A 23,941-nucleotide genomic window follows, 5' to 3' on the forward strand; every position below is an offset into this window, starting at 1 on the left:
CGATGGGGGCTGGCGCAGCGTTCGTCTTCCCGGGGCAGGGGTCGCAGCGGGTGGGTATGCTCGACGCGCTGCCGTCAGCGGCACTCCCGGAATCCTTGCTCGACCTGGCGGAGGACGTGAGCGGTCTACCTGTGCGCGCGATCGCCACTGAAGGGCCCGCCTCCGCTCTCGCCGACACGCGCGTGGCTCAACCTCTCCTGTTCGTCTCCGGGCTGGCCTGGGCGCGTGTCGCCGACTCATCGGGCGTGCGGCCGCGTGCGGTGGCCGGTCACAGCCTCGGCGAGCTGACAGCGCTCGTCTACGCCGGCGTCATGGAGCCGGATGATGGTATGCGGCTGGTGTGCGAGCGCGCCAGACTGATGGCGGAGGCCGCAACGGCGGTTCCCGGTACCATGGCTGCGGTGCTCGGCATGTCGTCCGAGGAGATCGCCGCCGTCATCGACGGCCTCGACGGCGTCTGGGTGGGCAATGAGAACGGACCGGGCCAGGTGACCATCTCGGGCACGCATCCCGGTGTGGAGCGCGCTACCGCGGCGCTCCTGGGCGCGGGTGCTCGACGCGTGGTGTCTCTAGCCGTCGCCGGTGCGTTCCACTCGCCGCTCATGGCGGATGCCTCGGCCGCGTTCAGCGCGCTTCTCGAGACCGTGACGTTCGCAGACGCCCGCATCCCCGTTGCGCAGAACACCGACCCGTCCCTCGTCACGAGCGCACCGCTCATCAGGGAGCGCCTCGCCACACAGATGGTCCGCCCTGTCGGCTGGACCGCCATCATGGAGAGCCTCCGCTCGGAAGGCGTCGGGGTGCTGGCCGAGTGCGGCCCCGGTGCGGTGCTGACCGGCATGACCCGTCGTATGGAGGGCCTCGAAGGGGTATCTCTGGAGACAGACGGGGCCGAAAGACTCAGAGAGGTGGTACTCGGATGAACCGTCTCGAGGGACGTGTCGCGCTCGTGACGGGTGGCTCGCGAGGTATCGGCGCCGCCATCGCCACACGGCTCGCTGCAGAAGGAGCATCCGTGGCGATCGGCTTCGCGGGTCGTGAGGAAGCAGCCTCCGAGGTCGTCTCGGCGATCGAGAAGGCAGGTGGCAGGGCTCTCGCCCTACAGGGCGACATCAGCGACCCTGACGCGAGCGCCGCGCTCGTGGAGCGCACGGTATCCGAGTACGGGCGCCTCGATGTGCTCGTGAACAACGCGGGGATCACGCGTGACGGCCTGCTGGTCCGGATGTCCGACGACGACTGGCATGCGGTGATAGAGACCAACCTGAGCGGCGCGTTCTACACCACGCGGGCGGCCTCGCGGATCATGATGAAGCAGCGCGCGGGGTCTATCGTGAACATCGCTTCGGTCGTAGGCATGATGGGTAATGCCGGCCAGGTCAACTACGCTGCCGCAAAGGCCGGCCTGATCGGGCTGACGAAGACGGTCGCCCGCGAGCTGGCCGGCCGTGGGGTGCGGGCCAACGCCGTCGCCCCCGGTTTCATCGAGACGGACATGACGGCATCGCTGCCTGACGCGGCACGTGAGGGCGCCTTGTCCATGATCGCGATGGGACGGATGGGGTCCGTCGAGGACATCGCGGCTGTGGTGGCGTTCCTTGCGAGTGACGATGCCGCATATATCACCGGTCAGGTCATCGCCGTTGATGGCGGCATGACCTTCGCATAGCCGGGCCAACGCGACAGCGCTGGAAGGAGGTGTTTCGTATGGAGCAGGAGGAGATCTTCGCGAAAGTGAAGGACGTCATCGTCGACCAGCTCTCGGTGGATGATGACGATGTCACCCCCGAGGCGTCGTTCTTCGACGACCTCGGCGCCGACTCGCTCGATATCGTCGAGCTCGTCATGGCGCTTGAGGATTCGTTCGGCGTGTCCATCCCGGACGAAGAGGCCGAGTCGATCAAGACGGTCGGCGACGCGGTGGAGTACATCGCGACGAACCTGGACTAGCGCGGCTGAACCGGCCGCTTTGCGGCGGCACCACCCTCACGCGGGTGGTGCCGCCCGCGCACCGCTAGGAGGAAGCATGGAGATGCCAACGCTCACGATCGGATCCCGGACCGCTCGCCTGCCCATAGTCCAGGGCGGCATGGCGGTGCGGATCTCGCTCTCGCCGCTCGCCGCGGCTGTAGCCGAAGCCGGGGGAGTGGGACTGATCGCGGGTTCGGGTCTCACCGTCGACGAGTTGGCGGCCGAGGTGCGTGCGGCTCGCGCTGCCACCTCGGGTGTCATCGGCGTCAACATCATGGTGGCCGTCCGGGCGTTCAAGGACCTCGTCCATGCCGCGATCGGCGAGGGCGTCGACCTGGTGGTCGCAGGCGCGGGCTTCTCCCGCGACGTCTTCGGCTGGTGCCGCGACGCAGGCGTGGAGTGCGTGCCGATCGTCGGCTCCGCGCGGGTGGCACGTCTGGCTGAGCGGTTCGGCGCGTCGGCGGTGGTCGTCGAGGGCGTGGACGCCGGAGGCCATCTCGGCACCGACCAGCACGTGGACGACCTTCTCCCTGAGATCCTGGACGCTGTGGACATCCCCGTCATCGCGGCGGGGGGGATCGTTACCGGAGCCGACATCAAGCGGATGCTCGATGCCGGCGCATCAGGGGTGCAGATGGGGTCACGGTTCGTCGCCACGGAGGAGTGTTCCGCTTCCGATGAGTTCAAACGGCTCTACCTCGAGGCGTGTGAAGACGACATCGTCCTCACCAAGAGCCCGGTGGGCCTTCCCGGCCGGGCGATCGTGAACCCGCTCACCGAGCGTCTGGCGGTGGGAGACTACCCGCGCATAGAGCGGTGCAAGTCGTGCCTCAAGGAGTGCGGCAAAGAGTACTGCATCATGGATGCGCTCCAGCGTTCACAGCGAGGTGACGTGGTGGAGGGCCTGGTGTTCGCGGGCACATCGGCCGCCCGCATTCACGATATCCTGCCGGTAGGGGAGTTGATGGCGCGCCTCGAGGATGAGTGGCGCACGGCGACCGAGGAGGAAGCGCAGTGAGCAGACGTATCGTCGTCACGGGGCTGGGCGCGGTGTCGCCTGTAGGCGTCGGCATCGACGCCATGTGGGATTCGATCCGCAACGGTCGCAGCGGGGTAGGGCCCATCACCTCGTTCGACGCATCGGCGTACCCGGTCCGGTTCGCCGCCTGCGTGGACGACTGGGATCCGTCGCCGTGGATAGAGCCGAAGGAGGCCCGCCGCCTCTCGAGGTTCCAGCAGTTCGCCCTTGCCTCCGCGGTGATGGCGGTCGAGGACGCGGGTCTCGAGATCGACGATGAGAACGCGGACCGCGTGGGCGTGATCGTGGGCTCGGGCATCGGCGGCCTTGCCACGATGGAGGAGCAGAAGACCGTGCTCGAGGAGAAGGGCCCCGCACGGGTGAGCCCCTTCCTCGTCCCGATGATGATCGTCGATCTCGCGGCCGGCCACATCTCGATCAGGCTCGGCGCCAAGGGGATCAACTACGCGCCGGTCTCCGCCTGCGCTACCGGGACGCACTCGATCGGCGAGGCGGGCGAGGCCATACGCAGAGGCGATGCCGACGTCGTCATCGCCGGAGGTTTCGACTGCGGTGTCACACCGCTCGGCCTGGCGGGGTTCTCATCGGCCCGCTCACTGTCCACCCGGAACGACGATCCGCAAGGCGCGTCGAGGCCGTTCGACGCCGACCGCGACGGCTTCGTGATGGGCGAGGGCGGAGCCATCCTGGTCCTCGAGGATCTCGAGCACGCGCGGTCTCGCGGTGCGAGGATCTACGCCGAGCTCTCCGGCTACGGCGCATCCGCCGACGCGTATCACCTCACCGCTCCAGACCCGTCCGGTGACGGCGCCCGCAGGGCGATGCGGCAGGCTCTCGAACGCGCCGGGGTGGCACCGTCGGCGGTGGACTACATCAACGCCCACGGCACCTCCACCGGGCTGGGCGATGCCGCGGAGACAGGCGCCATCAAGCAGGTGTTCGGCGCGGACGCTCCGCCGGTGTCGTCCACCAAGTCGATGACCGGGCACCTCCTCGGCGGCGCCGGGTCGCTCGAAGCCGCCATCTGCGTGCTGGCTATGCGCGACGGTGTGCTGCCGCCCACGATCAACTACACGACACCCGACCCCGAGTGCGACCTCGACTACGTTCCCAATACCGCCCGCGAGGCCGATATCCGCTCGGCGCTCAGCAACTCCTTCGGATTCGGCGGCCACAACGCGACGCTGTTCTTCACCGTGCTGGAGGGGCTCGCCTGATGTCCGGTTCGCTACAGGATCGGGTCGCCCGGTCGCTCGGGTACCGGTTCCGCGACCCCGACCTGCTGGACGTGGCGCTCACTCATCCGTCCTACGCGGCGGAGCATGCCGGTACGGAGGCATACGACCGACTGGAGTTCCTCGGCGACGCTGTCCTGGGCTTCCTGGTGGCCGATCGCACCTATCGCGCGTTCCCTGGGGAGCCCGAGGGAGACCTGACCCGGCGCAAGCACTCCGTAGTGGCCGGCGAGTCGCTCGCACAGGCCGCAGACTCCCTCGGCATCGCCGACCTTCTGAGGCTCGGGAGAGGCGCCGACGCCGCCGGCGAGCGCGTTCGGAGCTCCGTGCTCGAGAACGCGCTCGAGGCGCTGGTAGGCGCCGTCTACCTCGACGGAGGTCTCGAGCCCGCGACGGCGCTCGTCGAACGCATCGTCGCCGCAGCCCCCGATGGGAAGACGAGCGCGCAGGGCGATCCCAAGTCGCTGCTCCAGCAACTCACGCAGGCACAGTGGGGTGTGCTCCCGCAGTACCGCGTGGTGTCTACCGACGGCCCTCCACACGATCGCAGATTCACGGTGGAGGTATCCGTGTCCGGAGAGGTCTCCGGCCGCGGCATCGGGGGGTCGAAGCAATCCGCTGAGAAGGCGGCGGCGACAGCCGCACTGGAGGCGCTGGAGGGGGGCTCGGGGGCCCGCTGAGCGCCGACCCGCTGTGGTAGGATACGGGACGTCCGGCGCGGGGTCAGGCCCGGCACACCTACCGTCACATCCTGCGGAATGGGCTGTCACTTGTACCTGAAGTCACTCACCCTCAAAGGGTTCAAGTCCTTCGCCGACAAGAGCCGTCTCGCGCTTGAGCCCGGGGTCACTGTCGTCGTGGGCCCCAACGGCTCGGGCAAGTCCAACATCTCCGATGCGGTCCTGTGGGTGCTCGGCGAGCAGTCGGCCAAGACCCTTCGCGGCAACTCCATGGAGGACGTCGTATTCGCGGGTTCGTCGGCACGACAGGCTGTCGGCATCGCCGAGGTGGACCTCGTGCTCGACAATCGCAGCGGCACGCTGCCGCTCGAGTTCAGCGAAGTCACCATCACCCGTCGGATGTTCCGCAACGGGGAGAGCGAGTACCTGATCAACCAGTCGCCTTCGCGCCTCCTCGACATCCAGGAGCTGCTCCACGACACGGGCCTGGGACGCGACACCCACTCGATCATCAGCCAGGGCCGGCTCGACGAGATCCTCAACTCCAAGCCGGAGGACCGCCGCGCGCTCATCGAAGAGGCTGCCGGTGTGCTCAAGCACAAGAAGCGTAAGGTGCGGGCGGTACGCAAGCTCACTACGATGGACGTGCACCTCGACCGCATACGCGACGTCCTCACCGAGATCGACCGCCAGCTCAAGCCGCTGCAGAGACAGGCCGACAAGGCGCGCGAGTACCGCGAGATCGAGGCCGAGCTGCGCGATCTCGAGGTCGCCCTCGCTGTGGGGGACCTCCGGGCGCTGCAGGACCAGTGGGACGGGCTTGAGCGGCGGGAGCGCGAGCGGGACGCCGAGGTCGACCTGGCGCGGTATCGCCTGGCTGAGAAGGAACGTGAGCTCGCCAGGTTCCAGTCGCTTCTCGAGGAGAAGGGCCTTTTCGTCGGCGATCTCTCAGAGCAGCGCCGGCGACTGCAGTCCGTTCTCGAACGGACCAACTCGGGGTTGCTCCTCCTGGAGGAGAAAGGCAAGAACCTCGTCGAGCGCTTGTCCGAGCTCCGTCAGAAGTTCCACCAGAGCGGCACGCGACTCGAGGCCAGGACGCAGGAGCTCGAGCAGATCGCCGAGGAGCGGGCCGTCACGGAAGCCAAGATCCAGGCGCTGTACACGCAACTCGGTGAACTGCGCAGGGAGTCGGAGACGGCCCGCAAGGAGCGTCTTGCCGCCGAGGAGGCGCTCACCCGTGTGATGACGGAGAGCCGGCGCGCGCGCAAGGACGTTGACGATGCGCGCACGGAGCTTACGGACATCCAGCAGGCGCTCTCCGGCTTCGCTCTCGAATCGGAGATCCTCCAGGAGCGCGCCACGGCCGTCCGCGACAGTCGCTCGGCCCTCATGCAGACCCTGTCGGCCCGGCGGAACCGGCTCGATCATCTTGAGAAGCGGATCGCGCGAGCCGGGAAGGAGCGCGATCTCGCAGCGTCCGAGGTCGACAAGCACGTCCGACTCACCGAGTCCAAACGCATCGCATTGGACAGGCTCAGGAACGAGCTCGCCGAGGTCCGCGCAAGCATCCGTGGCCTCGAGGAGGTAGACCGGGCCTTCGAGAGCGCATCTCCGGCCCTCGCAACGCTGCTGGCCCGGGACGATGGTTCCCCGGGCGTCATCGGACCCGTCACGGATCACATCACCGTTCCTGCGGAGTACGAACAGGTCGTGGAGCGGGTGCTCGGCGCCGACGTCTTCTGTGTGCTCGTCCGGAGCAGCAGCGACCTGCGGCGCACTCTCGCTGTGCTTGAGGAGAACGGTGCGTCTGACTTCTCGCTGCTCGCAGTGGATGACGTCCGAACGGCGGAACTCCCGGCGGACGGTCCTGGCGTACGTCTCGTCGACCGCATCACCATCCCTGATGACCTGCGCCGCGCGCTGCACGCTCTCATCGGGGATGTGCGTGTCGTCGACTCGCTTGACGAAGCCATCGCCGATGCCGACGGCCCATGGCGGCTCGTCACACCACAGGGCCACATGGCCTGGTCCGGCGGCCGTCTCCGCAGGGGGCCGAACCTCGACGAAGACGCCGGTGTGATAGCCCGGAAGCGGCAGCTCGTCGAGCTCAACGATCGTTACGCGGCCCTCGACTCCGAGGTCGGCGCGGCGGAGGCGGCGCTCGTGGCGGCGGGCGAGTCGCTCAGCGCGGCGCAGGAGGAAGCACTCGCCCTCGGCCAAGAGCTGGCCACGCTCACCGGTGAGGAGGCATCGCTTCGCGAGGAGGTCGGCCGGCTCGAACAGAGCGTCACCGATTCGGATACCGAGGCGGCGTCGATCGACCTGCGGATCAGGCAGATCGAGGAGAAGACCGCGAAGGACCGCCCCGCACAGCGCGCCCTCACCGAGAGGATCGACACGGGGCTTGCACGCATCGAGGAGCTCGAGGACTCGGCCGTGGCGATGCGTGAGGATCGGGACGCGCGGTTCAGGGTGGAGAGCGAGGTCGCCAACCGTCTTGGCGCGTGCCAGGTGGAGATCGCCGCGGTCTCCGAGCGCGAGGTCCACCTCAAGCGTCGGCAGGCCGCCCTTACCTCTGAGCTGCGCGAGCTGGAGCACGCCGTGACGCACTCAGGCGAGACAGCCGAGGCGCTCGAGACGCTCCGCGCCCGTGTCGAGCCGCTCCATGCGCTCTACCAGGTGCTGCTGGAGCGAAGCGAGCACTGGGCCGACAAGCTGCGTGATCGCGCCAGGTTCGAGCAGGCGGACTCCGAGTCGCTCCGGCAGACGATCCATGACGGTCAGGAGGCGGTGCGTCAGGCGCAAGCGGCTGTGGAGGCCGCGAGCGGTACCATGGCGGACGTGCGTGTGGACAAGGCTGCGCTCGAGGTGCAGGTCACAGCTGCCGTGAAGCGGATCGTGGAGGACCTCGGCGTGCCCATCGAGCGGGCGCTGGAGATCCCGCCGGTAGAGGATCGCGCTTCGGCCGGCGACCGCGCCATGAAGCTGCGCAAGCGAATCTCCAACCTCGGTCCGGTCAACCCGGTCGCGATGGAGGAGTTCTCCGGTCTCCAGGAGCGCCGTGACTTCATGCAGCTGCAGTTGGACGACCTGATGGCGAGCCGCAAGGCGCTGCAGAAGGTGGTCGCGGCGATAGACCGCAAGGTCCGCGACCGCTTCCTCGACACGTTCGAGCTCGTTGACGCTCACTTCCAGGAGGTCTTCAGCGTGCTGTTCCCCGGTGGGAACGCCTCTCTCACGCTCACCGAGCCGGACGATCCCGAGAACACCGGTGTGGAGGTGATCGCGCAACCGCGAGGCAAGCGCCTCCAGAAGATGACCTTGCTCTCGGGTGGAGAGAAGTCACTCACCGCACTCGCGTTGCTCTTCGCCGTCTATCGCACCAGACCTTGCCCGTTCTACATCCTGGACGAGGTGGAAGCCGCGCTCGACGACACCAACCTGCGGCGGTTCATCGCGTTCGTCGACAGCATGCGGCATCACACCCAGTTCATCATCGTGACGCACCAGCGACGGACAATGGAGATGGCCGACGTGCTGTATGGCGTCTCCATGCAGGCCGACGGTGTCAGCAAGGTGGTCAGCCAGAAGCTCGACCGCGCCCTTCCCCACGGGGCGTCCGCATGACGCAAGCGCCCTGGTACAAGCGTCTTGGTGAGGGGCTCTCCCGGACCAGGGAGCAGCTGGGCGGAAGCCTCAACGTACTGCTACGGCGCGGTCCCGACCTCGACGATGACTTCTGGGACGGACTCGAAGAGGCGCTGATCCTCGCCGACATGGGCGCCCAGGCGGCGTCGGAGATGGTGGAACGCCTCAGGCGAGCCGCCGCTCGCGAAGCGCTGGCAGATGCGCCCGCGGTGGTCCACAGGCTCGTGGACGAGATCGCTGCCGAGGTCACCGTACCTGGCGACGATCCCTTCGACTCTGGTCCCGCATGCATCCTGATGGTCGGCGTCAACGGTACCGGGAAGACCACTAGCGTGGGGAAGCTCGCCGCTCAGCTTTCGGCCATGGGGCGCTCCGTGGTGATCGGCTCCGGCGATACGTTCCGGGCAGCCGCGATCGAGCAACTCCGCGTGTGGGGCGAGCGCGCGGGGGTTCCGGTGGTCGAGCGGGCCCACGGGGCCGATCCGGCCGCCGTGGCCTATGACGCCATCTCCGAGGCGCGCGTGCGCGACGCGGAGATCATCATCATCGACACCGCAGGACGCCTCCATACCTCGCCCGACCTGATGGCGGAGCTCCAGAAGATCAAGCGGGTAGCCGAGCGGGAGAGTCCCTTCCCTGTGCGAACCATATTGGTGGTGGACGCCACCACCGGCCAGAACGGTCTGGTGCAGGCACGGGAGTTCGATCGCGCCCTCGACCTCGACGGTGTGATACTGACCAAGCTCGACGGTACCGCCAAGGGCGGCATCGTCGTTGCGGTCGCCCGCGGCATCGGCGTGCCCGTGGTCCGCATCGGGGTAGGTGAGGGGCTCGACGACCTCGAGCGGTTCGACCCCCTGTCGTTCGCGTCTGCGCTCGTCGGCGACGTCGACTGACGCCCGTGGAAGAACACCGTTTCATCCCGTGGCGCGAGAGCGACAGGCGGCTTCTTGTCACGGCCGCCATCCTTGCCCTTGCGCTCGGCATCTTCATCACCGTCTTCTACGTCGTCTTCACGACCATCCGGATAGACGGTCCCTCCATGGCGCCGACCCTCCTCAACGGGGACCGGATCCTTCTCACGAAGGGCTACCCTGACCCCGCCGTCGGCGATGTCCTTTCGGTGAACGTCCCCGACGAGTACGGACGCAGCGTACGTGTGATCAAGCGCGTCGCCGCGATCGGGGGCGACACGGTCGAGGTCTTCGGTGACCGCATCTACGTGAACGGGGATCTGGCGCCTTCCGGCTACGGCGCGGTCCCCGAACACGAGGACTTCTACGCTCCTCCGTTCGTCGTTCCCGACGGCATGGTCTACATCGCGGGTGACAACAGGGGTGTCTCGTACGACAGCCGCATCGTGGGGCCTGTGCCCGTGTCAGCCGTCAATGGTAGGGTTGTCGCTATCGTGTTCCCGCTGCACAGGCTCGGAGGCGTCGAGTAGCCGCTGCAGCTCCGAGCCGCGTGTCACCGTCCGGAGGTATGCCGTGTTCGAGAATCTCACCGACCGTCTCCAGGAGGTCTTCAGCAAGCTGACCGGCAGGGGAGTCCTGTCCCAGGACGACGTCGACGCTGCGATGCGCGAGGTGCGCCTCGCTCTGCTCGAGGCCGATGTGGACTTCCGGACCGTGAAGACGTTCGTTGCCGCCGTCCGCGAACGGGCGGTCGGCCAGGACGTGATGAAGAGCCTGACTCCCGGCCAGATGGTGGTCAAGATCGTCCTCGAGGAGCTCACCACCCTCATGGGAGGCACGGAGTCGAAGCTGGTGTTCTCCGGCCGTATGCCTTCGATCGTCATGCTCGTAGGTCTCCAGGGATCGGGCAAGACGACCGCCTCGGCGAAACTTGCCCGCCTGCTCCAGCAGCAGGGCAAGAGCCCGATGATGGTGGCATGCGACGTGTACCGCCCGGCAGCGATCGACCAGCTGGAGGCGCTCGGCTCCCAACTGGGTGTCCCGGTCTACCGGCAGGACGGGGCTGAACCGGTCGATATCGCACGCGCGGGTGTCCGCGAGGCGATCGACCGGATGCGCGACGTGGTCATCGTAGACACCGCCGGCCGCCTCCACATAGACGAACAGATGATGGACGAGGCTGCCGCCATACGGGACGCGATCCGGCCCGACCAGGTTCTGATGGTCGTGGATGCGATGACCGGACAGGACGCCGTGACCGCCGCCAAGGCGTTCGCCGAACGCGTGGACTTCGACGGCGTGATCGTGACCAAGCTCGACGGCGATGCACGAGGCGGCGCGGCCCTCTCAGTCCGCTCGGTCACCGGACGGCCGATCAAGTTCGTCGGTCTTGGAGAGAAGCTCGACGCACTTGAGGTCTTCCACCCTGAGCGCATGGCCAAGCGGATCCTCGGCATGGGCGACGTGGTCACCCTGATCGAGAAGGCCCAGGACTCGATCGATGCCGAAACGGCCGCCGACATGGAGTCGCGCTTGCGGTCCGGCGAGTTCACCCTTGACGACTTCCTCTCACAGCTCCAGCAGGTGCGGAAGATGGGTTCGCTCTCGGACATCCTCAAGATGATCCCCGGCGCCAACAAGCTCCCCAAGGATGCCGAGGTCGATGAGGGGGCACTCGCGCGAACGGAGGCCATCATCCGTGGGATGACGCCGCGCGAGCGCGCCAAGCCCTCGATCATCAACGGATCGCGTCGCGAACGCATCGCGGTCGGCTCTGGTGTCTCGGTATACGATGTAAACCAACTTCTCAAGCAGTTCGCTCAGGCGAAGAAGATGATGAAGCAGTTCCAGGTGGCGGAACGGCAGGGTAAGAAGGGGAGACGACGCGGTCCGTTCATGCCGGGTATGCCGGGTGGCATGTAGCCGTCTGGTCCGCGCAAAGCCCCTTTTGACCTGCACAGTCCCATCTCGTATCATTAGTCGCTGCTTTTGCTCACGAGTGGCCACGCATAGGCCACCTACACGGAGGTGAAGGTTTTGGCAGTCAAGATCCGCCTTGCTCGCGCGGGCGCGAAGAAGGCCCCGTTCTACCGCGTCGTCGCGGCCGACTCACGCGCTCCTCGCGACGGCCGGTTCATCGAGATCCTCGGCCGGTACAACCCGCGTACCGAGCCGTCCACCATCGAGCTCGATGTCGAGAAGATCGACGCCTGGATCGCCAAGGGCGCGACCCCGAGCGACACCGTGGCGAAGCTGCTCGCCATCGCCAAGGACCCTGAGGCGAAGACACCGGAGAAGGCCGAGACGCTTTCGAAGAAGGCTCAGGCAAAGGCGGAAGCCGACGCCAAGGCCGCAGCCGAGGCAGAGGCGAAGGCCGCTGAGGCCGCCGCCGAGCCCGAGGTCGAGGAGTCCGCGGAGCCAGCCGAGGCAGAGACTGCCGAGGCGGCTGAGTAGTGATGACACGCGACGCTGACGTCGATGCTTTGGTCACGTACGTTGTGACCTCACTGGTCGAGCACCCCGAAGAGGTGGCGATCGACAAGCAGGAGACGGATGCGCTCACCACATACGAGGTCACTGTCCATCCGGATGACGTAGGCAAGGTCATCGGCAGGCAGGGGCGCGTCGTGAAATCGCTCCGCGTGCTCGTGAGGGCTGCGGCGTCGCTCAACGGCTCTGACGCCACGGTAGAGGTCGTCGGCTGAGCGATGCCTGCTCCGTACCGCAGGGTCGGACGTGTGACGAAGGTTCACGGAACCACAGGGGAGGTCGTCGTGGCGTTGGCCGACGGCCTCTCAGTGCATGATCTCGACGAGCTGATGGTCTGGGTCGTTCCGCCCCCTGCTGAGGTCCGCCGGTACGAGCTCGGCGACATCCGTCCGGTCTCAAAAGGGACCCTCGTGAGGTTGTCCGAGGTCGCGGATGCGGCCGCTGCCCATGACCTCGTCGGCCGGTGGTTGCTCGCCCGGGAGAGCGACCTGCCCGAAGCGCCCACCCGGGACGAGGGGTTTCTTGGCTACACGGTACACGACTCCATACGTGGCGACATCGGACGGGTCACAGAGCGCATCATCACCGGAGCCAACGACGTGCTCGTGGTGGAGGGCGGCCCATTCGGCCAGGTGCTCGTCCCGGTGATAGCCGACGTGATGCGAGAGGTCGATGATCAGAACCGCATGCTTCACATCACGCTGCTCGACGGCCTGATCGACGAGAACGGTGGCACGCCATGAGGATCGACATCATCACGGTCCTGCCCGATATGTTCGAGCCCGTGCTGCAGGCCTCGATACTGGGACGTGCCATATCAGGCGGCGCCGTCGACGTGGCGGTGCACGATCTGCGGGAATGGACAGCGGATCGCCACCGCACCACGGACGACTACCCCTTCGGAGGCGGGCCGGGCATGGTCATGAAGCCCGAACCGGTCCATCAGGCGCTCGATGCCATGGTCGACTTGGATCCGCAACCCCCGTTCGTCGTAGTGATGTCGCCACAGGGAAGGCCTCTGGACCAGGCGCTCGTACGGGAGCTCGCTGCGCATCCGCGCCTCGTCATCGTCTGTGGCCGGTACGAGGGCTTCGACGACCGTATCCTCTCGCGCGCCGACCTCGAGATATCCATCGGGGACTATGTGCTCACCGGCGGCGAGCTTCCGGCTCTGGTGCTCGTGGATTCGGTCGCGAGGCTTCAGCCGGGTGTGCTCGGCTGTACCGAATCCGCCGCGGATGAGTCGTTCTCCGACGGCCTTCTGGAGTATCCTCAATACACTCGCCCCGCGGAGTTCGAGGGGATGCGCGTCCCCGATGTGCTTCTGAGCGGTGACCATGCGCGCATCGCTGCATGGCGTCGGCGTGAATCGGTGCGACGCACCGCGGAACGCCGCCCAGACCTGATCGCCCGCGCGCATCTCAGCCCCGAAGAGGCGGAGTTCGCGCGTTCCATCGTTGAAGGATCGGAGACCCACGAACGTGACTGAGCAGGAGTACGAGCGCAACGACCTCGCCGACGTGACGGAGACCGTACCGGCTGTACGGGAGGGGACGACCATGACGGACGATGGTGAGCGCCCGATATCATTCATCCGGTGGCTTGCCGAATTGGTCGCGATGGTCGCACTCGCGTTCATACTGGCTGCCGCGATCCGGACGTTCGTCGTGCAGCCCTACGTCATCCCCAGCGGCTCGATGATCCCCACCATCGAGCTTCAGGACCGGGTCATCGCCAACAAGTTCATCTACCGGTTCACCGAACCGGAGCGTGGCGACATCGTGGTGCTCGAGGACCCCACAGGCTCCGTCGATACGCTGATCAAGCGCGTCATCGCGCTGGGAGGGGAAACGGTAGATCTCGTCGGCGGAGAGGTCGTCGTCGACGGAGTGGTGCTCGATGAACCGTACACGCACGGCCTGCCGTCCGAGCCGATGATCCAGGAGATGCCCTACACCGTCCCTGAGGGTCACGTCTGGCTCATGGGGGACAACCGTACGAACAGCGCAGATTCGCGCGTGTTCGGATCGGTTCCCCTGACGGAGATCAAAGGTCGCGCGATCATCCGGTTCTGGCCGCCCGAACGTATAGGCCTGATGGAATGACCTGTACGTCGGGACACGACGGCTCACAGGCGTATGGCGTCCGATCGACATGCCCGGCCCCGTTGCCTGTGTCACGACCCTTCGCTATACTGTGCACTCGTGCCTCCGGGCACCTTACTGAAGACACCACAGACTGAACAGGAACGTCTCATGGACAAGATCCGCGCTATCGAGCAGCAGCAGCTGCGTGAAGACCTGCCCGAGTTCGGCGTAGGGGATACCGTCAAGGTCATGTACAAGGTCGTCGAGGGCTCCCGCGAGCGCGTGCAGCCGTTCCAGGGCATCGTGATCCGGCGCCATGGCGCTGGCAATCGTGAGACCTTCACGGTCCGCAAGATCTCCTTCGCCGTGGGCGTGGAGCGTACGTTCCCCGTACACTCGCCCAAGATCGTCGCGCTCGAGGTGGTTTCGCGCGGCAAGGTGCGGCGCTCCAAGCTCTACTACCTGCGCGACAAGGTCGGTAAGGCCGCGCGCGTCAAGGAACTGCGCCACTAGCATCCCGCATCGCCCGAAGGCCCCGGATCCGTCCGGGGCCTTCGTCGTGTCGGGGTTACACTGTCCGCATGGACACATCTTCTGTCGCCACGGTGGTCGCCCTCCTCACGAGCGCCGACGTCGATCACCTGCCGTCGCTGCTGGAGCGGTTCTCGCAGGATGACCGCCCGGGGGTCGTAGCCGCCGTGGGCCGGGCGCACCGGCGCCTGGAACGTGCTCTTCGCGAAGCGGAGCGGCTCGACGCGCTCGCGCGGGTCGAGATCGCGCTCATGGATGGGGGACTCCTCTGCGTCGCGGGCGTCGATGAGGTCGGCCGCGGCGCTCTGGCAGGTCCGGTCTCAGCGTGCGCATGCGTGCTCCCGCGCGAGACATGCCTGCCAGGGCTGACCGATTCGAAGCGGCTGTCGGCTCAGGCACGCGAGCGTCTGGACAGGGTCATACGCGAGCAGGCGCTCGGGCTGGCCGTAGCGCATGTCGGCCCCGACGACATCGACAGACTCGGTATCGCCCAGGCGAATCTATGCGCCATGCGCGACGCTGTGAACGCCCTGAGCATGCGTCCAGACCACGTGTTGGTGGATGGTCTTCCCGTACTGTTGGGTCCCCCGTGCACCGCATACGTCGGGGGTGACCGCCATATACGCGCCATCGCCGCTGCTTCGATAGTGGCCAAGGTCGCCCGCGACCGGCTGATGGTGGAACTCGACGCCCGATTCCCGGACTACGGTTTCGCCGGGAACAAGGGCTATGGAAGCCCTTCACACCTCGAGGCGCTCGACCGTCTCGGCCCGTCGCCGGTCCATCGTCGGTCGTTCGCTCCCTGCTCCGCTCAGCGGCTCTTCTAAGCCCGGGCCCGTCGCCGGTTAGGAACGGTTCACATCCTGGTTCACGTCACCGGTCATGCTCCGTGTGTCGAAAGGAGCAGGCATGGGAAGCACAGACATCGGCATGCGTGGAGAGAGCGCCGCAGCGGCGTATCTGGAGCGGATGGGGATGGAGATCCTCGAGCGGAACTGGCGGACAGAGCGCGGCGAGATCGACATCATCGCCCTCGACGGCGAGGAGTTGGTCATCTGTGAGGTGAAGACCCGGCGAAGCACCTCCGCTGGCACGCCGGAAGAAGCGGTATCGGCCTCGAAGCAGCGCAGACTCGCCAGGCTTGCCCAGGGCTACATCTCCTCCGCAGGGCTCGCCGACTGCGCAGTCCGGTTCGACGTGGTCTCAGTGGCAGTGATCTCGGATGATCGGGCACTGCTGAGACACCATCGCGCAGCGTTCGTGGCGTGACCTACCGTGCAAGCCACCATCACCACGGCCACGCTGCATGGAGTGGAGGCGGTTCCCGTAGAGGTGCAGGCGGACGTGTCATCCGGCCTGCCGGTGTTCGGGATCGTCGGCCTGCCCGACGCCGCCGTCCAGGAAGCGCGAGATCGCGTGCGCGCCGCCTTGAGGACCGCCGGATACGAGTTCCCCAACGCGCGGGTCATCGTCAATCTGGCGCCTGCACCTCTACGCAAGCACGGCACCGGCTTCGACCTGCCCATCGCTCTGGCGGTCCTCTGCGCAACTGGGCAGATACCTGCCACCACATTCGCCGACCTCTCGGCCGTCGGTGAGCTCGGACTCGATGCCACGGTGCGCGATGTCCCGGGCATGCTCGCCCACGCGATCTCGGCTGCCTCACAGGGCAGGGAACTTCTCGGGCCCGCCGGCTCGGAGGATGTCGTGTCGGTCGTCCCTGGGCTCGGGTTCAGAGCTCTTGCGGACCTCGGTTCCCTGCGTGCAGGGCTCCCCGATACACTCACGGTCCAACGGGGCGGACCCCCTGGGCCACAGCCGTTGTCGGTCAGACTTGAAGACATCGCGGGACATGAGACGGCGAAGCGATGCCTTGAGGTGGCCGCTGCAGGAGGACATCATCTGCTGATGACGGGCCCGCCCGGATCCGGGAAGACCATGCTTGCCAGAGCGCTCGCCGGACTGCTTCCGCCGCTTCAAGACAAGGAGCGCCTGGAGTCAGCGCTCATACACTCGGTGGCAGGGATCGACCCACGCGCCATCATCGAGGGTGCGCGTCCGTTCCGCGCTCCCCACCATTCCTGTACCGTTGCCGGGCTTGTCGGTGGGGGCACGCCGCCCCGACCCGGGGAGATCAGCCTCGCGCACAACGGAGTGCTCTTCTTGGACGAGATCGCGGAGTTCGCGCCAGCCGCGCTCCAGGCGTTGCGGCAACCCATCGAGGAGGGGGTCGTCACCCTCGTACGCGCGAACGGTGCCATCAGGTACCCCGCACGCGTCACTCTGGCGGCGGCCATGAACCCATGCCCCTGTGGTTATGCAGGGGACCCGGAGCGTGTGTGCAGATGCTCTGAGGGAGCCGTGTCCCGGTACCTCGGCCGCATCGGTGGCCCCATGTACGACCGTATCGACATATCGGTGCGAGTGGACCGGATCGACCCGTCGCTGCTGCTCGAGCATGGAGCGAAGCGCCCTTCGACCGACGACGTGCGAGGAAGGGTCGTACGTGCACGAACGTTCGCGGCCTCACGCCCTCCGGGTGACCTCCGCGGGTCCCTCACGCACGAAGCGCGGGCATACCTGGCCTCTGCCGCGCGCGCCTCGTGCCTTTCGGGGCGCGCAGTCACCCGTGTCCTCAGAGTCGCTCGCACACTCGCGGACCTGGAGACCTGTGACGACATCGGATCGGATCACCTGAGCGAAGCGCTGGCGTACCGTTGCTGGGAGCAGTCGTGAGGGGTGGCCGCTTCGTTCTTCGGCTCGGGACGCCGGGGTATCCCGAGTTGCTCGCCCGTACGCCTGACCCCCCGGAGCGGCTCTACGGGGTCGGTGACCCCGGCGCGCTCGTGCCCGGTCTGGCTATCGTAGGATCACGGAAGGCCACACCGTACGGACTACGATGCGCGCGCATGTTCGCCGAGTGGGCGGCGCGGTCGGGCATCACGGTCATCTCGGGAGCCGCGGTCGGCTGCGATACAGAGGCGCACCGCACCGCGCTTGCCACCGGGGGTCCGTCGGTCGCTGTACTCGGGTGCGGCCCCGACATCGATTACCCCCGCAGGTCCGCACAAGAACTCGCCACCATGCGTGCGGAGCATGCGGTCGTCTCCGAGTATCCCTTCGGACACCAGCCCACCCGTTGGACGTTCGTGCGCCGGAACCGCATCATCGCAGGCCTGTCTCACGCGGTGCTGGTGGTCGAGGCGGGACTCCCCAGTGGTACCTTCTCCACTGCCGACGCGGCACTCGATGCCGGAAGGGAGGTCGTGGCCGTGCCGGGATCCATCTTCTCTCCCGAGTCACGTGGCGCGAACCGTCTCATCAGGCAGGGCGCCGCGATGGCAACCGATCCCGCTGAGCTCGCGGCGCTCCTCGGATGGGAGGGGTCCCTTCCCGCCACCACAGCCGTGTGCACGGATCCAGCCGTCCGCGCCCTCACAGCGGACCCGATGCGTCCGGACGACCTCGCTCGCCCTCTGGGTGTCGACATCGTGTCGATGGCAAGGACGCTCGGTAGTCTCGAGGCACAGGGACTGATCGCACGATACCCTGACGGACGGTACGGTGTGACGTGATACCCTACGCCGCAACCTGATGATGTCGTCCGTATGATCGGAGAGTGGTTGTGGAGCCTGTCACGGTCGTCGGCGCGGGTCTTGCGGGCTCAGAAGCGGCGTGGCAACTCGCACGTCGCGGCGTGCCGGTTCGCCTCCACGAGATGCGCCCGATCCGTACGGGGCCCGCGCATCACACCGATCGCTTCGCAGAACTCGTATGCTCCAATTCCCTGAAGAGCGACGACCCGGCCACCGCCGCGGGACTCCTCAAACGCGAGCTCGCCGATCTGGGTTCTCTCATCCTCGCGACAGCACGCGACACGGCCGTTCCTGCCGGTGGTGCGCTTGCGGTCGATCGTTCGGCGTTCAGTGAAGCCATCACCGCAGCCATCGAAGGACATCCGCTCATCACCGTGGTGCACTCCGAGGTAGAACGGATGCCCGATGGCGATGCCATCATCGCCGCCGGCCCGCTGGCGAGCGACACGTTGATGGATGCGCTCTCCCGGATCGTCGGCAGCGAACACCGCTCGTTCTTCGATGCTGCAGCGCCTATCGTGGAGGCGCAGAGCGTGGACCGCAGTCAGGTGTTCGAAGCCTCGCGGTGGGGGAAGGGCGGGCAGGCGGACTACCTCAACTGCCCCATGTCCCGGACGCAATATGAGTCGTTCGTGGCCGAGTTGGTGGGCGCTCAGCGTGTCACCCTGCGTGACTTCGAGCGACGAGAGCTCTTCCAGGCGTGCCAGCCCGTCGAGGAGATCGCCCGCACCGGCCTCGACGCGCTCAGGTTCGGTGCGCTCAAGCCTGTGGGCCTGGTCGATCCACGCAACGGCGAGCCGCCCTGGGCCGTCGTGCAGCTCCGCGCGGAGAACAGGGGGCACACCGCGTACAACCTGGTCGGGTTCCAGACGAACCTGACTTTCGCCGAGCAGGATCGTGTCTTCCGGATGATTCCCGGTCTCGATGGAGCGGTCTTCCTTCGACACGGCGTCATGCACCGAAACACGTTCATCGACGCACCCCGTGTCCTGGGACCGGACCTGTCTCTCCGCGCGCTGCCACGGCTCCGTGTCGCCGGCCAGCTCAGTGGCACGGAGGGATACCTCGAGGCCGCGGCCACCGGGCTGCTTGCAGCCCTCAACACCTGGGCCATGCGCAACGGCTCCGACCCTGTCGTGCTACCGCCCACCACTGCGCTCGGTTCGCTCATCGCCTATGCCACCGATCCCAACACCCGACCGTACCAGCCGATGCATGTGAACTTCGGCCTGCTTCCCCCGCTTGATCCACCGGTCAAAGGCAAACGGTCGCGGTATGCTGCATACAGCGAACGTGCGCGTGGCGACATGGCTGCCTATCTCGATAGACGCCAGGACCTTATCCAACGCGGCCGGGACGGCGAGATCGGCTGAGGAGGATAGACCGGTGGAACGCCCTTCGACCGAAAGCCTCATAGATGAGTTCATCGTCCACCTTCGGGTGGAACGGAACCTGTCACCCCGGACCATCGCCGCGTACACGTCGGACCTCGCGGGATTCTCCGACTGGGCCGCGCGCGAAGGCGTCCATCCCCTCGATGCCGACCACCGCCGCCTGCGTCGCTACCTCGCCGAGCTGGACCGCGCCCGCTACGCCAGACGCACCGTGGCGCGTCGTCTCGCATCCGTGCGGGCCTTCTACCGATACCTCGTCAGACGTGGATACCTCGCGGGAAGTCCTGCCGCGGTCCTGTCCACTCCGAAGATCCCCAAGCGTTTGCCCGACGTGGCGCCTGAGCCGTTTCTTGACGAACTCCTGTCGCTCCCGGACACCTCGACGCCACAAGGCCTTCGAGACCGTGCGATCCTGGAGCTTCTCTACGCCAGCGGAGTCAGGGTCTCGGAGCTCACCGGCCTCGATCTCGGAGACGTGGACACCGCCAGCGGAACCGTTCGTGTGATGGGCAAGGGCTCGCGCGAGCGCATAGTCCCCATCCACCGGCTCGCCGTGAGCCGGGTCGTCGAGTACATGCGGCAGGGACGACCCTCGCTCGACAAAGGCGCGGGGGAGACCGCTCTGTTCCTTAACCGTCTTGGCACGCGTCTCTCCCCCTCGGGAGTGCGGCGGATGCTTGACCGTCACCTCTCCTCGATCGCACAGACACGTCACCTCACCCCGCACGATCTGCGCCACTCGTTCGCCACTCACCTGCTGGAGGGCGGCGCGGATCTGAGAACGGTTCAGGAGCTGCTCGGTCACGTTGCGCTGGCAACCACCCAGATTTATACTCACGTGAGTACCAGGCACCTCCGTGAGGTGCATCGAGGGGCACATCCGCGGGCCTGACGGAGGTCCACATCGTATGAGGAACGATCCCAAGGCGGATCTTGCCGCTGCGTGGGAGTCTTTCAAGGCAGACGACGACATCCGGGCACGCGACCGGTTGATAATCGCGTATTCACCGCTCGTCAAGTACGTGGCAGGACGTCTCTCGTCCGGTCTTCCACAGACCGTCGACACGGCCGATCTGGTCTCGTACGGCATCTTCGGACTCATCGACGCCATCGAGAAGTTCGATCCCGAGCGGGGGATCAAGTTCGAGACCTACGCGATCGCACGCATCAAGGGCGCCATAATCGATGAGCTGCGCGCCATGGACTGGGTCCCGCGATCAGTGCGCTCCCGCGCCAGGGATTTCGAGGCCGCCTACATTGCGCTCGAGAACCGGTTCAAGCGCGTTCCCTCGGATAACGAGATCGCGCGTGAGATGGGGGTCTCGTCCCAGGAACTCCGCGCCATACTCACCAAGCTGTCATACACGTCGGTCATTTCCTTCGAGGAGATGTGGTCATCCGGCGCCGATCACGACGACCGCATGGACCCGTTCGGCTCGATACCCGACGAGACCGCCGACGACCCGGTCCACATGCTGGAGAGCGCTGAGCTCAAGGAGATACTCGCTGGCGCGATCGATCGACTCCCTGATCGCGAGAAGACGGTCATCGCGTTGTACTATTACGAAGGACTCACGCTCAAGGAGATCGGCAGTGTACTCGGTGTCACCGAGTCGCGCGTGAGTCAGATGCACACCAAGGCGGTGCTGAGGCTCCGGGCGCGACTGCACGCAGCTCAGGGTTTCCTGCCCGTCGGCTAGCACACGCACTGGGGGAACGGAGCTCTATATGGCAGGTAGACGCGTGCTCATCGTGGAGGACACCGACCTTCTTCGACGGATGTATCACGACCGTCTCGTGCAGGACGGCTACGAGGTGCTCGACGCGGCCGATGGCCTCGCGGCGCTCTCGGTGCTGCGTGACCAGCCCGTCGATCTGATCCTGCTCGACCTCATCATGCCGCGCATGGGCGGCCTTCAGGTGCTCGAGGCCGTCAAGGCCGATCCCCGGACCAAGGACATCCCGGTCGTCATCCTCACCAATCTCGGGGAGGAGTCCACCATCGAGCAGGCGGTCTCTCTCGGGGCCACCGACTACCTGATCAAGAATCAGTCACGTCCGGCGGATGTCTCTGAGAAGGTCACACTCACCCTCGAAGCGTTCGGGGCCGGCTCCACGGGTGCGGATGCCTTTCACGTGTTCCTGCGCCCCGATACAGGCGATGTCGGGCCGCTCGTGGATGACGTCGGCCTGAAGCGCATGCTCTGGTGTCCCGCGTGCGAGAACGAACTCGCGCTACGCCTGGTCCCGGATCCCGGACACCCCGGTCACTACGACGCGTACTTCGTCTGCAACACGTGCGGCCGGGAGTTCGCCGGGCTTCGCTGACGCCCTGAGGCGCGTACGGTAGGCGTTTGACCGCCGGTTCGGGCGCTCCGCCCAGGCCCCTCACACATCCACGCCATTTCGTGCTACCATACCCGCGCTCTTAATTCACACGCCCGTGGATCCCGCGCGAGGTGCCGGCATGTCCGGTCGCGACGGGAGAAGAAGCGGGCGGAGGCGACAACCAGAAGGAGGCACCACCATGTCCGTTTCCATGAAGAACCTGCTCGAAGCCGGTGTGCACTTCGGTCATCAGACCCGCCGCTGGAACCCGAAGATGAAGCCCTACATCTTCACCGAGCGCAACGGCATCTACATCCTCGACCTGCAGCGCACGCTGCGTGAGGTCGATGCCACGTACAAGTTCGTCCGCGACCTCAGCGCACGTGGCGGGTCGGTCCTGCTGGTGGGCACCAAGAAGCAGGCGCAGGACCCCATCCGCCGCGAGGCCGAGCGCGCAGGCATGCCCTACGTCAACCAGCGGTGGCTCGGCGGCATGCTCACCAACTTCGTGACCATCCGCGGCCGGATCAAGCGCATGCTCGAACTCGAGAACATGGAGGAGTCGGGCGCGATGCTCCAGCTCCCCAAGAAGGAAGCGCTCCTGCTCCGGCGCGAACTCGAGAAGCTCCAGCGCGACCTCAACGGCATCCGCGACATGGCCGATCTCCCCAAGGCCGTGTTCGTCGTCGATACCAAGCGTGAAGCGATCGCCGTGCGCGAAGCCCGTCGTCTCGGCATCCCGCTCATCGGCCTGGTCGACACCAACGCCGATCCGGACGAGGTCGACTACGTCATCCCCGGGAACGACGACGCGATCCGTTCGGTGGCGCTCATCTGCCGCGTGATCGCCGACGCCGCGCTCGACGGACGGCGTGCGGCCGGTCTTGTCACGCCGGGCGAGGGCGCTCCCGCGGCCGAGGAGGCCGAGGTTGCTGCGTCGGACGCATCGGCCACCGCACCCGCGGCCGAGGACGCCGAGCCCGCCGCCACTGAACCGGTCGCTGAACCTGCGCCGGACACAGCTGCCCCGGCCGAGTAGAACCGGCACCGGCGTAAGCGCTCGACCGCGCTGACGACACACATCCGAGGAGGAGAGTCATGGAGATCACTGCAAGCATGGTGAAGGAGCTCCGCGAGAGCACCGGCGCCGGCATGATGGACTGCAAGAAGGCGCTGGTGGAGGCCGAAGGCGACTTCGAGGCCGCGGTCGACATCCTGCGCACCAAGGGACTGGCCGCGCTCGCCAAGAAGGCCGGTCGCGCGACGAACGAGGGTGTCATCGGCGGTGTGATCTCGGACGACGCCCGTTCCGGCGCCATCGTCGAGGTCAACTGCGAGACCGACTTCGTCGCCCGGAACGAGAACTTCACCTCGTTCGTGGCCGAGATCGCTCAGCAGGTGCTCGCCGGCGCCCCGGCCGACGTGGACGCCCTGATGGCTCAGGAGTTCCTCGCCCGTCCGGAGATCACGGTCGAGGAGCGCCTCGGTGAAGCCGTGGCCAAACTCGGTGAGAACATGGGTGTCGCCCGTTTCGCGCGCTACGAGGTTACGAGCGACGCGGGTGTCGTGAGCGTCTACATCCACGGCGTCGGCAACATCGGCGTGCTTGTAGAGGTGTCCACCGGCTCGACGGAGGCGGCCGCCAGCGACGTGGTCCGTGGCTTTGCCAAGGATGTCGCCATGCAGATCGCCGCTGCAGCTCCGATCGCCGTTCGCCGCGACGAGGTGGCCGCGGACGTCGTCGAGCACGAGATGTCCATCTACAAGGCGCAGGCCGCCGAGACCGGCAAGCCCGAACCGATCCAGCAGAAGATCGCCGAGGGCCGGCTCGACAAGTTCTTCAAGGAGTTCTGCCTGCTCGAGCAGGCGTTCGTGAAGAACCCTGATATCACCGTCAAGCAGCACGCCGAGCAGACGTCCAAGGAAGCGGGCGCCGCTGTTGACGTCGTACGGTTCGAGCGCCTCGTTCTCGGCGAGACCAACCCCGAACCCAAGAGCAGCGGCTGCGGCTGCTGATAGCGTGACGGC

General features: G+C 66.6%; 26 protein-coding genes. All 26 read left to right on the forward strand.

Features of this window, described 5'->3' with window-relative positions; genetic code table 11:
- Positions 1–2: 2 nt before the first annotated feature.
- Positions 3–923, forward strand: a complete 921-nt coding sequence (gene fabD, locus MSB02_RS01510; RefSeq protein WP_267193447.1) for an ACP S-malonyltransferase — start codon at positions 3–5, stop codon at positions 921–923.
- Positions 920–1,669 carry a 3-oxoacyl-[acyl-carrier-protein] reductase gene (fabG, locus tag MSB02_RS01515; RefSeq protein WP_267193448.1) on the forward strand — a complete coding sequence of 250 codons (750 nt, stop codon included), beginning with the start codon at positions 920–922 and terminating at the stop codon, positions 1,667–1,669. The genes fabD and fabG overlap by 4 nt, the downstream gene beginning before the upstream one ends.
- A 38-nt stretch (positions 1,670–1,707) precedes the next feature.
- The gene (gene acpP / locus MSB02_RS01520) at positions 1,708–1,950 is read left to right on the forward strand and encodes an acyl carrier protein (RefSeq protein WP_267193449.1); all 243 of its coding nucleotides are present in this window, start codon (positions 1,708–1,710) and stop codon (positions 1,948–1,950) included.
- Between the two features lie 76 nt (positions 1,951–2,026).
- A complete protein-coding gene (locus MSB02_RS01525; RefSeq protein ID WP_267193450.1) occupies positions 2,027–2,989 on the forward strand; it encodes an NAD(P)H-dependent flavin oxidoreductase in 963 nt (320 codons plus the stop codon).
- Complete coding sequence (fabF, locus tag MSB02_RS01530; RefSeq protein WP_267193451.1) at positions 2,986–4,227, forward strand: beta-ketoacyl-ACP synthase II; 1,242 nt, start codon at positions 2,986–2,988, stop codon at positions 4,225–4,227. The genes MSB02_RS01525 and fabF overlap by 4 nt, the downstream gene beginning before the upstream one ends.
- A complete protein-coding gene (rnc, locus tag MSB02_RS01535; protein ID WP_267193452.1) occupies positions 4,227–4,925 on the forward strand; it encodes a ribonuclease III in 699 nt (232 codons plus the stop codon). The genes fabF and rnc overlap by 1 nt, the downstream gene beginning before the upstream one ends.
- A 90-nt stretch (positions 4,926–5,015) precedes the next feature.
- A complete protein-coding gene (smc, locus tag MSB02_RS01540; RefSeq protein WP_267193453.1) occupies positions 5,016–8,552 on the forward strand; it encodes a chromosome segregation protein SMC in 3,537 nt (1,178 codons plus the stop codon).
- On the forward strand, positions 8,549–9,469 hold the full coding sequence (gene ftsY / locus MSB02_RS01545; RefSeq protein ID WP_267193454.1) for a signal recognition particle-docking protein FtsY: 921 nt from the start codon (positions 8,549–8,551) through the stop codon (positions 9,467–9,469). The genes smc and ftsY overlap by 4 nt, the downstream gene beginning before the upstream one ends.
- Positions 9,470–9,474: 5 nt before the next feature.
- The gene (gene lepB / locus MSB02_RS01550) at positions 9,475–10,017 is read left to right on the forward strand and encodes a signal peptidase I (RefSeq protein ID WP_267193455.1); all 543 of its coding nucleotides are present in this window, start codon (positions 9,475–9,477) and stop codon (positions 10,015–10,017) included.
- A gap of 43 nt (positions 10,018–10,060) precedes the next feature.
- A complete protein-coding gene (gene ffh / locus MSB02_RS01555) occupies positions 10,061–11,410 on the forward strand; it encodes a signal recognition particle protein (RefSeq protein WP_267193456.1) in 1,350 nt (449 codons plus the stop codon).
- 114 nt (positions 11,411–11,524) lie between these two features.
- Positions 11,525–11,941, forward strand: coding sequence for a 30S ribosomal protein S16 (gene rpsP / locus MSB02_RS10560; RefSeq protein ID WP_267193457.1), 417 nt, complete (start codon positions 11,525–11,527; stop codon positions 11,939–11,941).
- Between the two features lie 2 nt (positions 11,942–11,943).
- Complete coding sequence (locus MSB02_RS01565) at positions 11,944–12,192, forward strand: KH domain-containing protein (RefSeq protein ID WP_267193458.1); 249 nt, start codon at positions 11,944–11,946, stop codon at positions 12,190–12,192.
- 33 nt (positions 12,193–12,225) lie between these two features.
- A complete protein-coding gene (locus tag MSB02_RS01570; RefSeq protein WP_267193459.1) occupies positions 12,226–12,720 on the forward strand; it encodes a ribosome maturation factor RimM in 495 nt (164 codons plus the stop codon).
- Positions 12,717–13,466, forward strand: a complete 750-nt coding sequence (trmD, locus tag MSB02_RS01575) for a tRNA (guanosine(37)-N1)-methyltransferase TrmD (protein WP_267193460.1) — start codon at positions 12,717–12,719, stop codon at positions 13,464–13,466. The genes MSB02_RS01570 and trmD overlap by 4 nt, the downstream gene beginning before the upstream one ends.
- Complete coding sequence (gene lepB / locus MSB02_RS01580; protein WP_267193461.1) at positions 13,459–14,082, forward strand: signal peptidase I; 624 nt, start codon at positions 13,459–13,461, stop codon at positions 14,080–14,082. Before trmD ends, lepB (MSB02_RS01580) begins: the two co-directional genes overlap by 8 nt.
- Before the next feature lie 150 nt (positions 14,083–14,232).
- On the forward strand, positions 14,233–14,577 hold the full coding sequence (gene rplS / locus MSB02_RS01585) for a 50S ribosomal protein L19 (protein ID WP_267193462.1): 345 nt from the start codon (positions 14,233–14,235) through the stop codon (positions 14,575–14,577).
- Between the two features lie 68 nt (positions 14,578–14,645).
- Positions 14,646–15,422, forward strand: a complete 777-nt coding sequence (locus MSB02_RS01590) for a ribonuclease HII (RefSeq protein ID WP_267193463.1) — start codon at positions 14,646–14,648, stop codon at positions 15,420–15,422.
- A gap of 82 nt (positions 15,423–15,504) precedes the next feature.
- Positions 15,505–15,864 carry a YraN family protein gene (locus tag MSB02_RS01595; protein ID WP_267193464.1) on the forward strand — a complete coding sequence of 120 codons (360 nt, stop codon included), beginning with the start codon at positions 15,505–15,507 and terminating at the stop codon, positions 15,862–15,864.
- Positions 15,865–15,870: 6 nt separating this feature from the next.
- Positions 15,871–17,331: a YifB family Mg chelatase-like AAA ATPase gene (locus tag MSB02_RS01600; RefSeq protein ID WP_267193465.1), complete on the forward strand. Its 1,461-nt coding sequence runs from the start codon at positions 15,871–15,873 to the stop codon at positions 17,329–17,331.
- Complete coding sequence (gene dprA / locus MSB02_RS01605) at positions 17,328–18,170, forward strand: DNA-processing protein DprA (protein WP_267193466.1); 843 nt, start codon at positions 17,328–17,330, stop codon at positions 18,168–18,170. The genes MSB02_RS01600 and dprA overlap by 4 nt, the downstream gene beginning before the upstream one ends.
- A gap of 44 nt (positions 18,171–18,214) precedes the next feature.
- A complete protein-coding gene (gene trmFO, locus MSB02_RS01610; RefSeq protein ID WP_267193467.1) occupies positions 18,215–19,564 on the forward strand; it encodes a methylenetetrahydrofolate--tRNA-(uracil(54)-C(5))-methyltransferase (FADH(2)-oxidizing) TrmFO in 1,350 nt (449 codons plus the stop codon).
- A gap of 13 nt (positions 19,565–19,577) precedes the next feature.
- Positions 19,578–20,477, forward strand: a complete 900-nt coding sequence (locus tag MSB02_RS01615; RefSeq protein WP_323748478.1) for a tyrosine recombinase — start codon at positions 19,578–19,580, stop codon at positions 20,475–20,477.
- A 16-nt stretch (positions 20,478–20,493) separates the two neighbouring features.
- Entirely contained in the window at positions 20,494–21,285 is a 792-nt protein-coding gene (gene whiG / locus MSB02_RS01620; protein ID WP_267193469.1) for an RNA polymerase sigma factor WhiG, read from the forward strand.
- A gap of 28 nt (positions 21,286–21,313) precedes the next feature.
- Entirely contained in the window at positions 21,314–21,913 is a 600-nt protein-coding gene (locus tag MSB02_RS01625; RefSeq protein WP_267193470.1) for a response regulator, read from the forward strand.
- Positions 21,914–22,112: 199 nt separating this feature from the next.
- A complete protein-coding gene (rpsB, locus tag MSB02_RS01630; RefSeq protein WP_267193471.1) occupies positions 22,113–22,952 on the forward strand; it encodes a 30S ribosomal protein S2 in 840 nt (279 codons plus the stop codon).
- 59 nt (positions 22,953–23,011) lie between these two features.
- A complete protein-coding gene (gene tsf / locus MSB02_RS01635) occupies positions 23,012–23,929 on the forward strand; it encodes a translation elongation factor Ts (RefSeq protein ID WP_267193472.1) in 918 nt (305 codons plus the stop codon).
- Positions 23,930–23,941 lie beyond the last annotated feature (12 nt).

Origin of the sequence: Anaerosoma tenue (assembly GCF_023161965.1) — a bacterium.
GTDB lineage: Bacteria > Actinomycetota > Coriobacteriia > Anaerosomatales > Anaerosomataceae > Anaerosoma > Anaerosoma tenue.

Excerpts from the sequence above, each read along its gene's own strand:
- MSB02_RS01565 (WP_267193458.1), top strand. The coding sequence starts at position 11,944 with ATGACACGCGACGCTGACGTCGATGCTTTGGTCACGTACGTTGTGACC.
- trmD (WP_267193460.1), top strand. The coding sequence starts at position 12,717 with ATGAGGATCGACATCATCACGGTCCTGCCCGATATGTTCGAGCCCGTG.
- whiG (WP_267193469.1), top strand. The coding sequence starts at position 20,494 with ATGAGGAACGATCCCAAGGCGGATCTTGCCGCTGCGTGGGAGTCTTTC.
- tsf (WP_267193472.1), top strand. The coding sequence starts at position 23,012 with ATGGAGATCACTGCAAGCATGGTGAAGGAGCTCCGCGAGAGCACCGGC.
- rplS (WP_267193462.1), top strand. The coding sequence starts at position 14,233 with ATGGACAAGATCCGCGCTATCGAGCAGCAGCAGCTGCGTGAAGACCTG.
- fabD (WP_267193447.1), top strand. The coding sequence starts at position 3 with ATGGGGGCTGGCGCAGCGTTCGTCTTCCCGGGGCAGGGGTCGCAGCGG.
- rnc (WP_267193452.1), top strand. The coding sequence starts at position 4,227 with ATGTCCGGTTCGCTACAGGATCGGGTCGCCCGGTCGCTCGGGTACCGG.
- MSB02_RS01595 (WP_267193464.1), top strand. The coding sequence starts at position 15,505 with ATGGGAAGCACAGACATCGGCATGCGTGGAGAGAGCGCCGCAGCGGCG.
- MSB02_RS01525 (WP_267193450.1), top strand. The coding sequence starts at position 2,027 with ATGGAGATGCCAACGCTCACGATCGGATCCCGGACCGCTCGCCTGCCC.
- rpsB (WP_267193471.1), top strand. The coding sequence starts at position 22,113 with ATGTCCGTTTCCATGAAGAACCTGCTCGAAGCCGGTGTGCACTTCGGT.
- ftsY (WP_267193454.1), top strand. The coding sequence starts at position 8,549 with ATGACGCAAGCGCCCTGGTACAAGCGTCTTGGTGAGGGGCTCTCCCGG.
- MSB02_RS01625 (WP_267193470.1), top strand. The coding sequence starts at position 21,314 with ATGGCAGGTAGACGCGTGCTCATCGTGGAGGACACCGACCTTCTTCGA.
- fabG (WP_267193448.1), top strand. The coding sequence starts at position 920 with ATGAACCGTCTCGAGGGACGTGTCGCGCTCGTGACGGGTGGCTCGCGA.
- acpP (WP_267193449.1), top strand. The coding sequence starts at position 1,708 with ATGGAGCAGGAGGAGATCTTCGCGAAAGTGAAGGACGTCATCGTCGAC.
- MSB02_RS01590 (WP_267193463.1), top strand. The coding sequence starts at position 14,646 with ATGGACACATCTTCTGTCGCCACGGTGGTCGCCCTCCTCACGAGCGCC.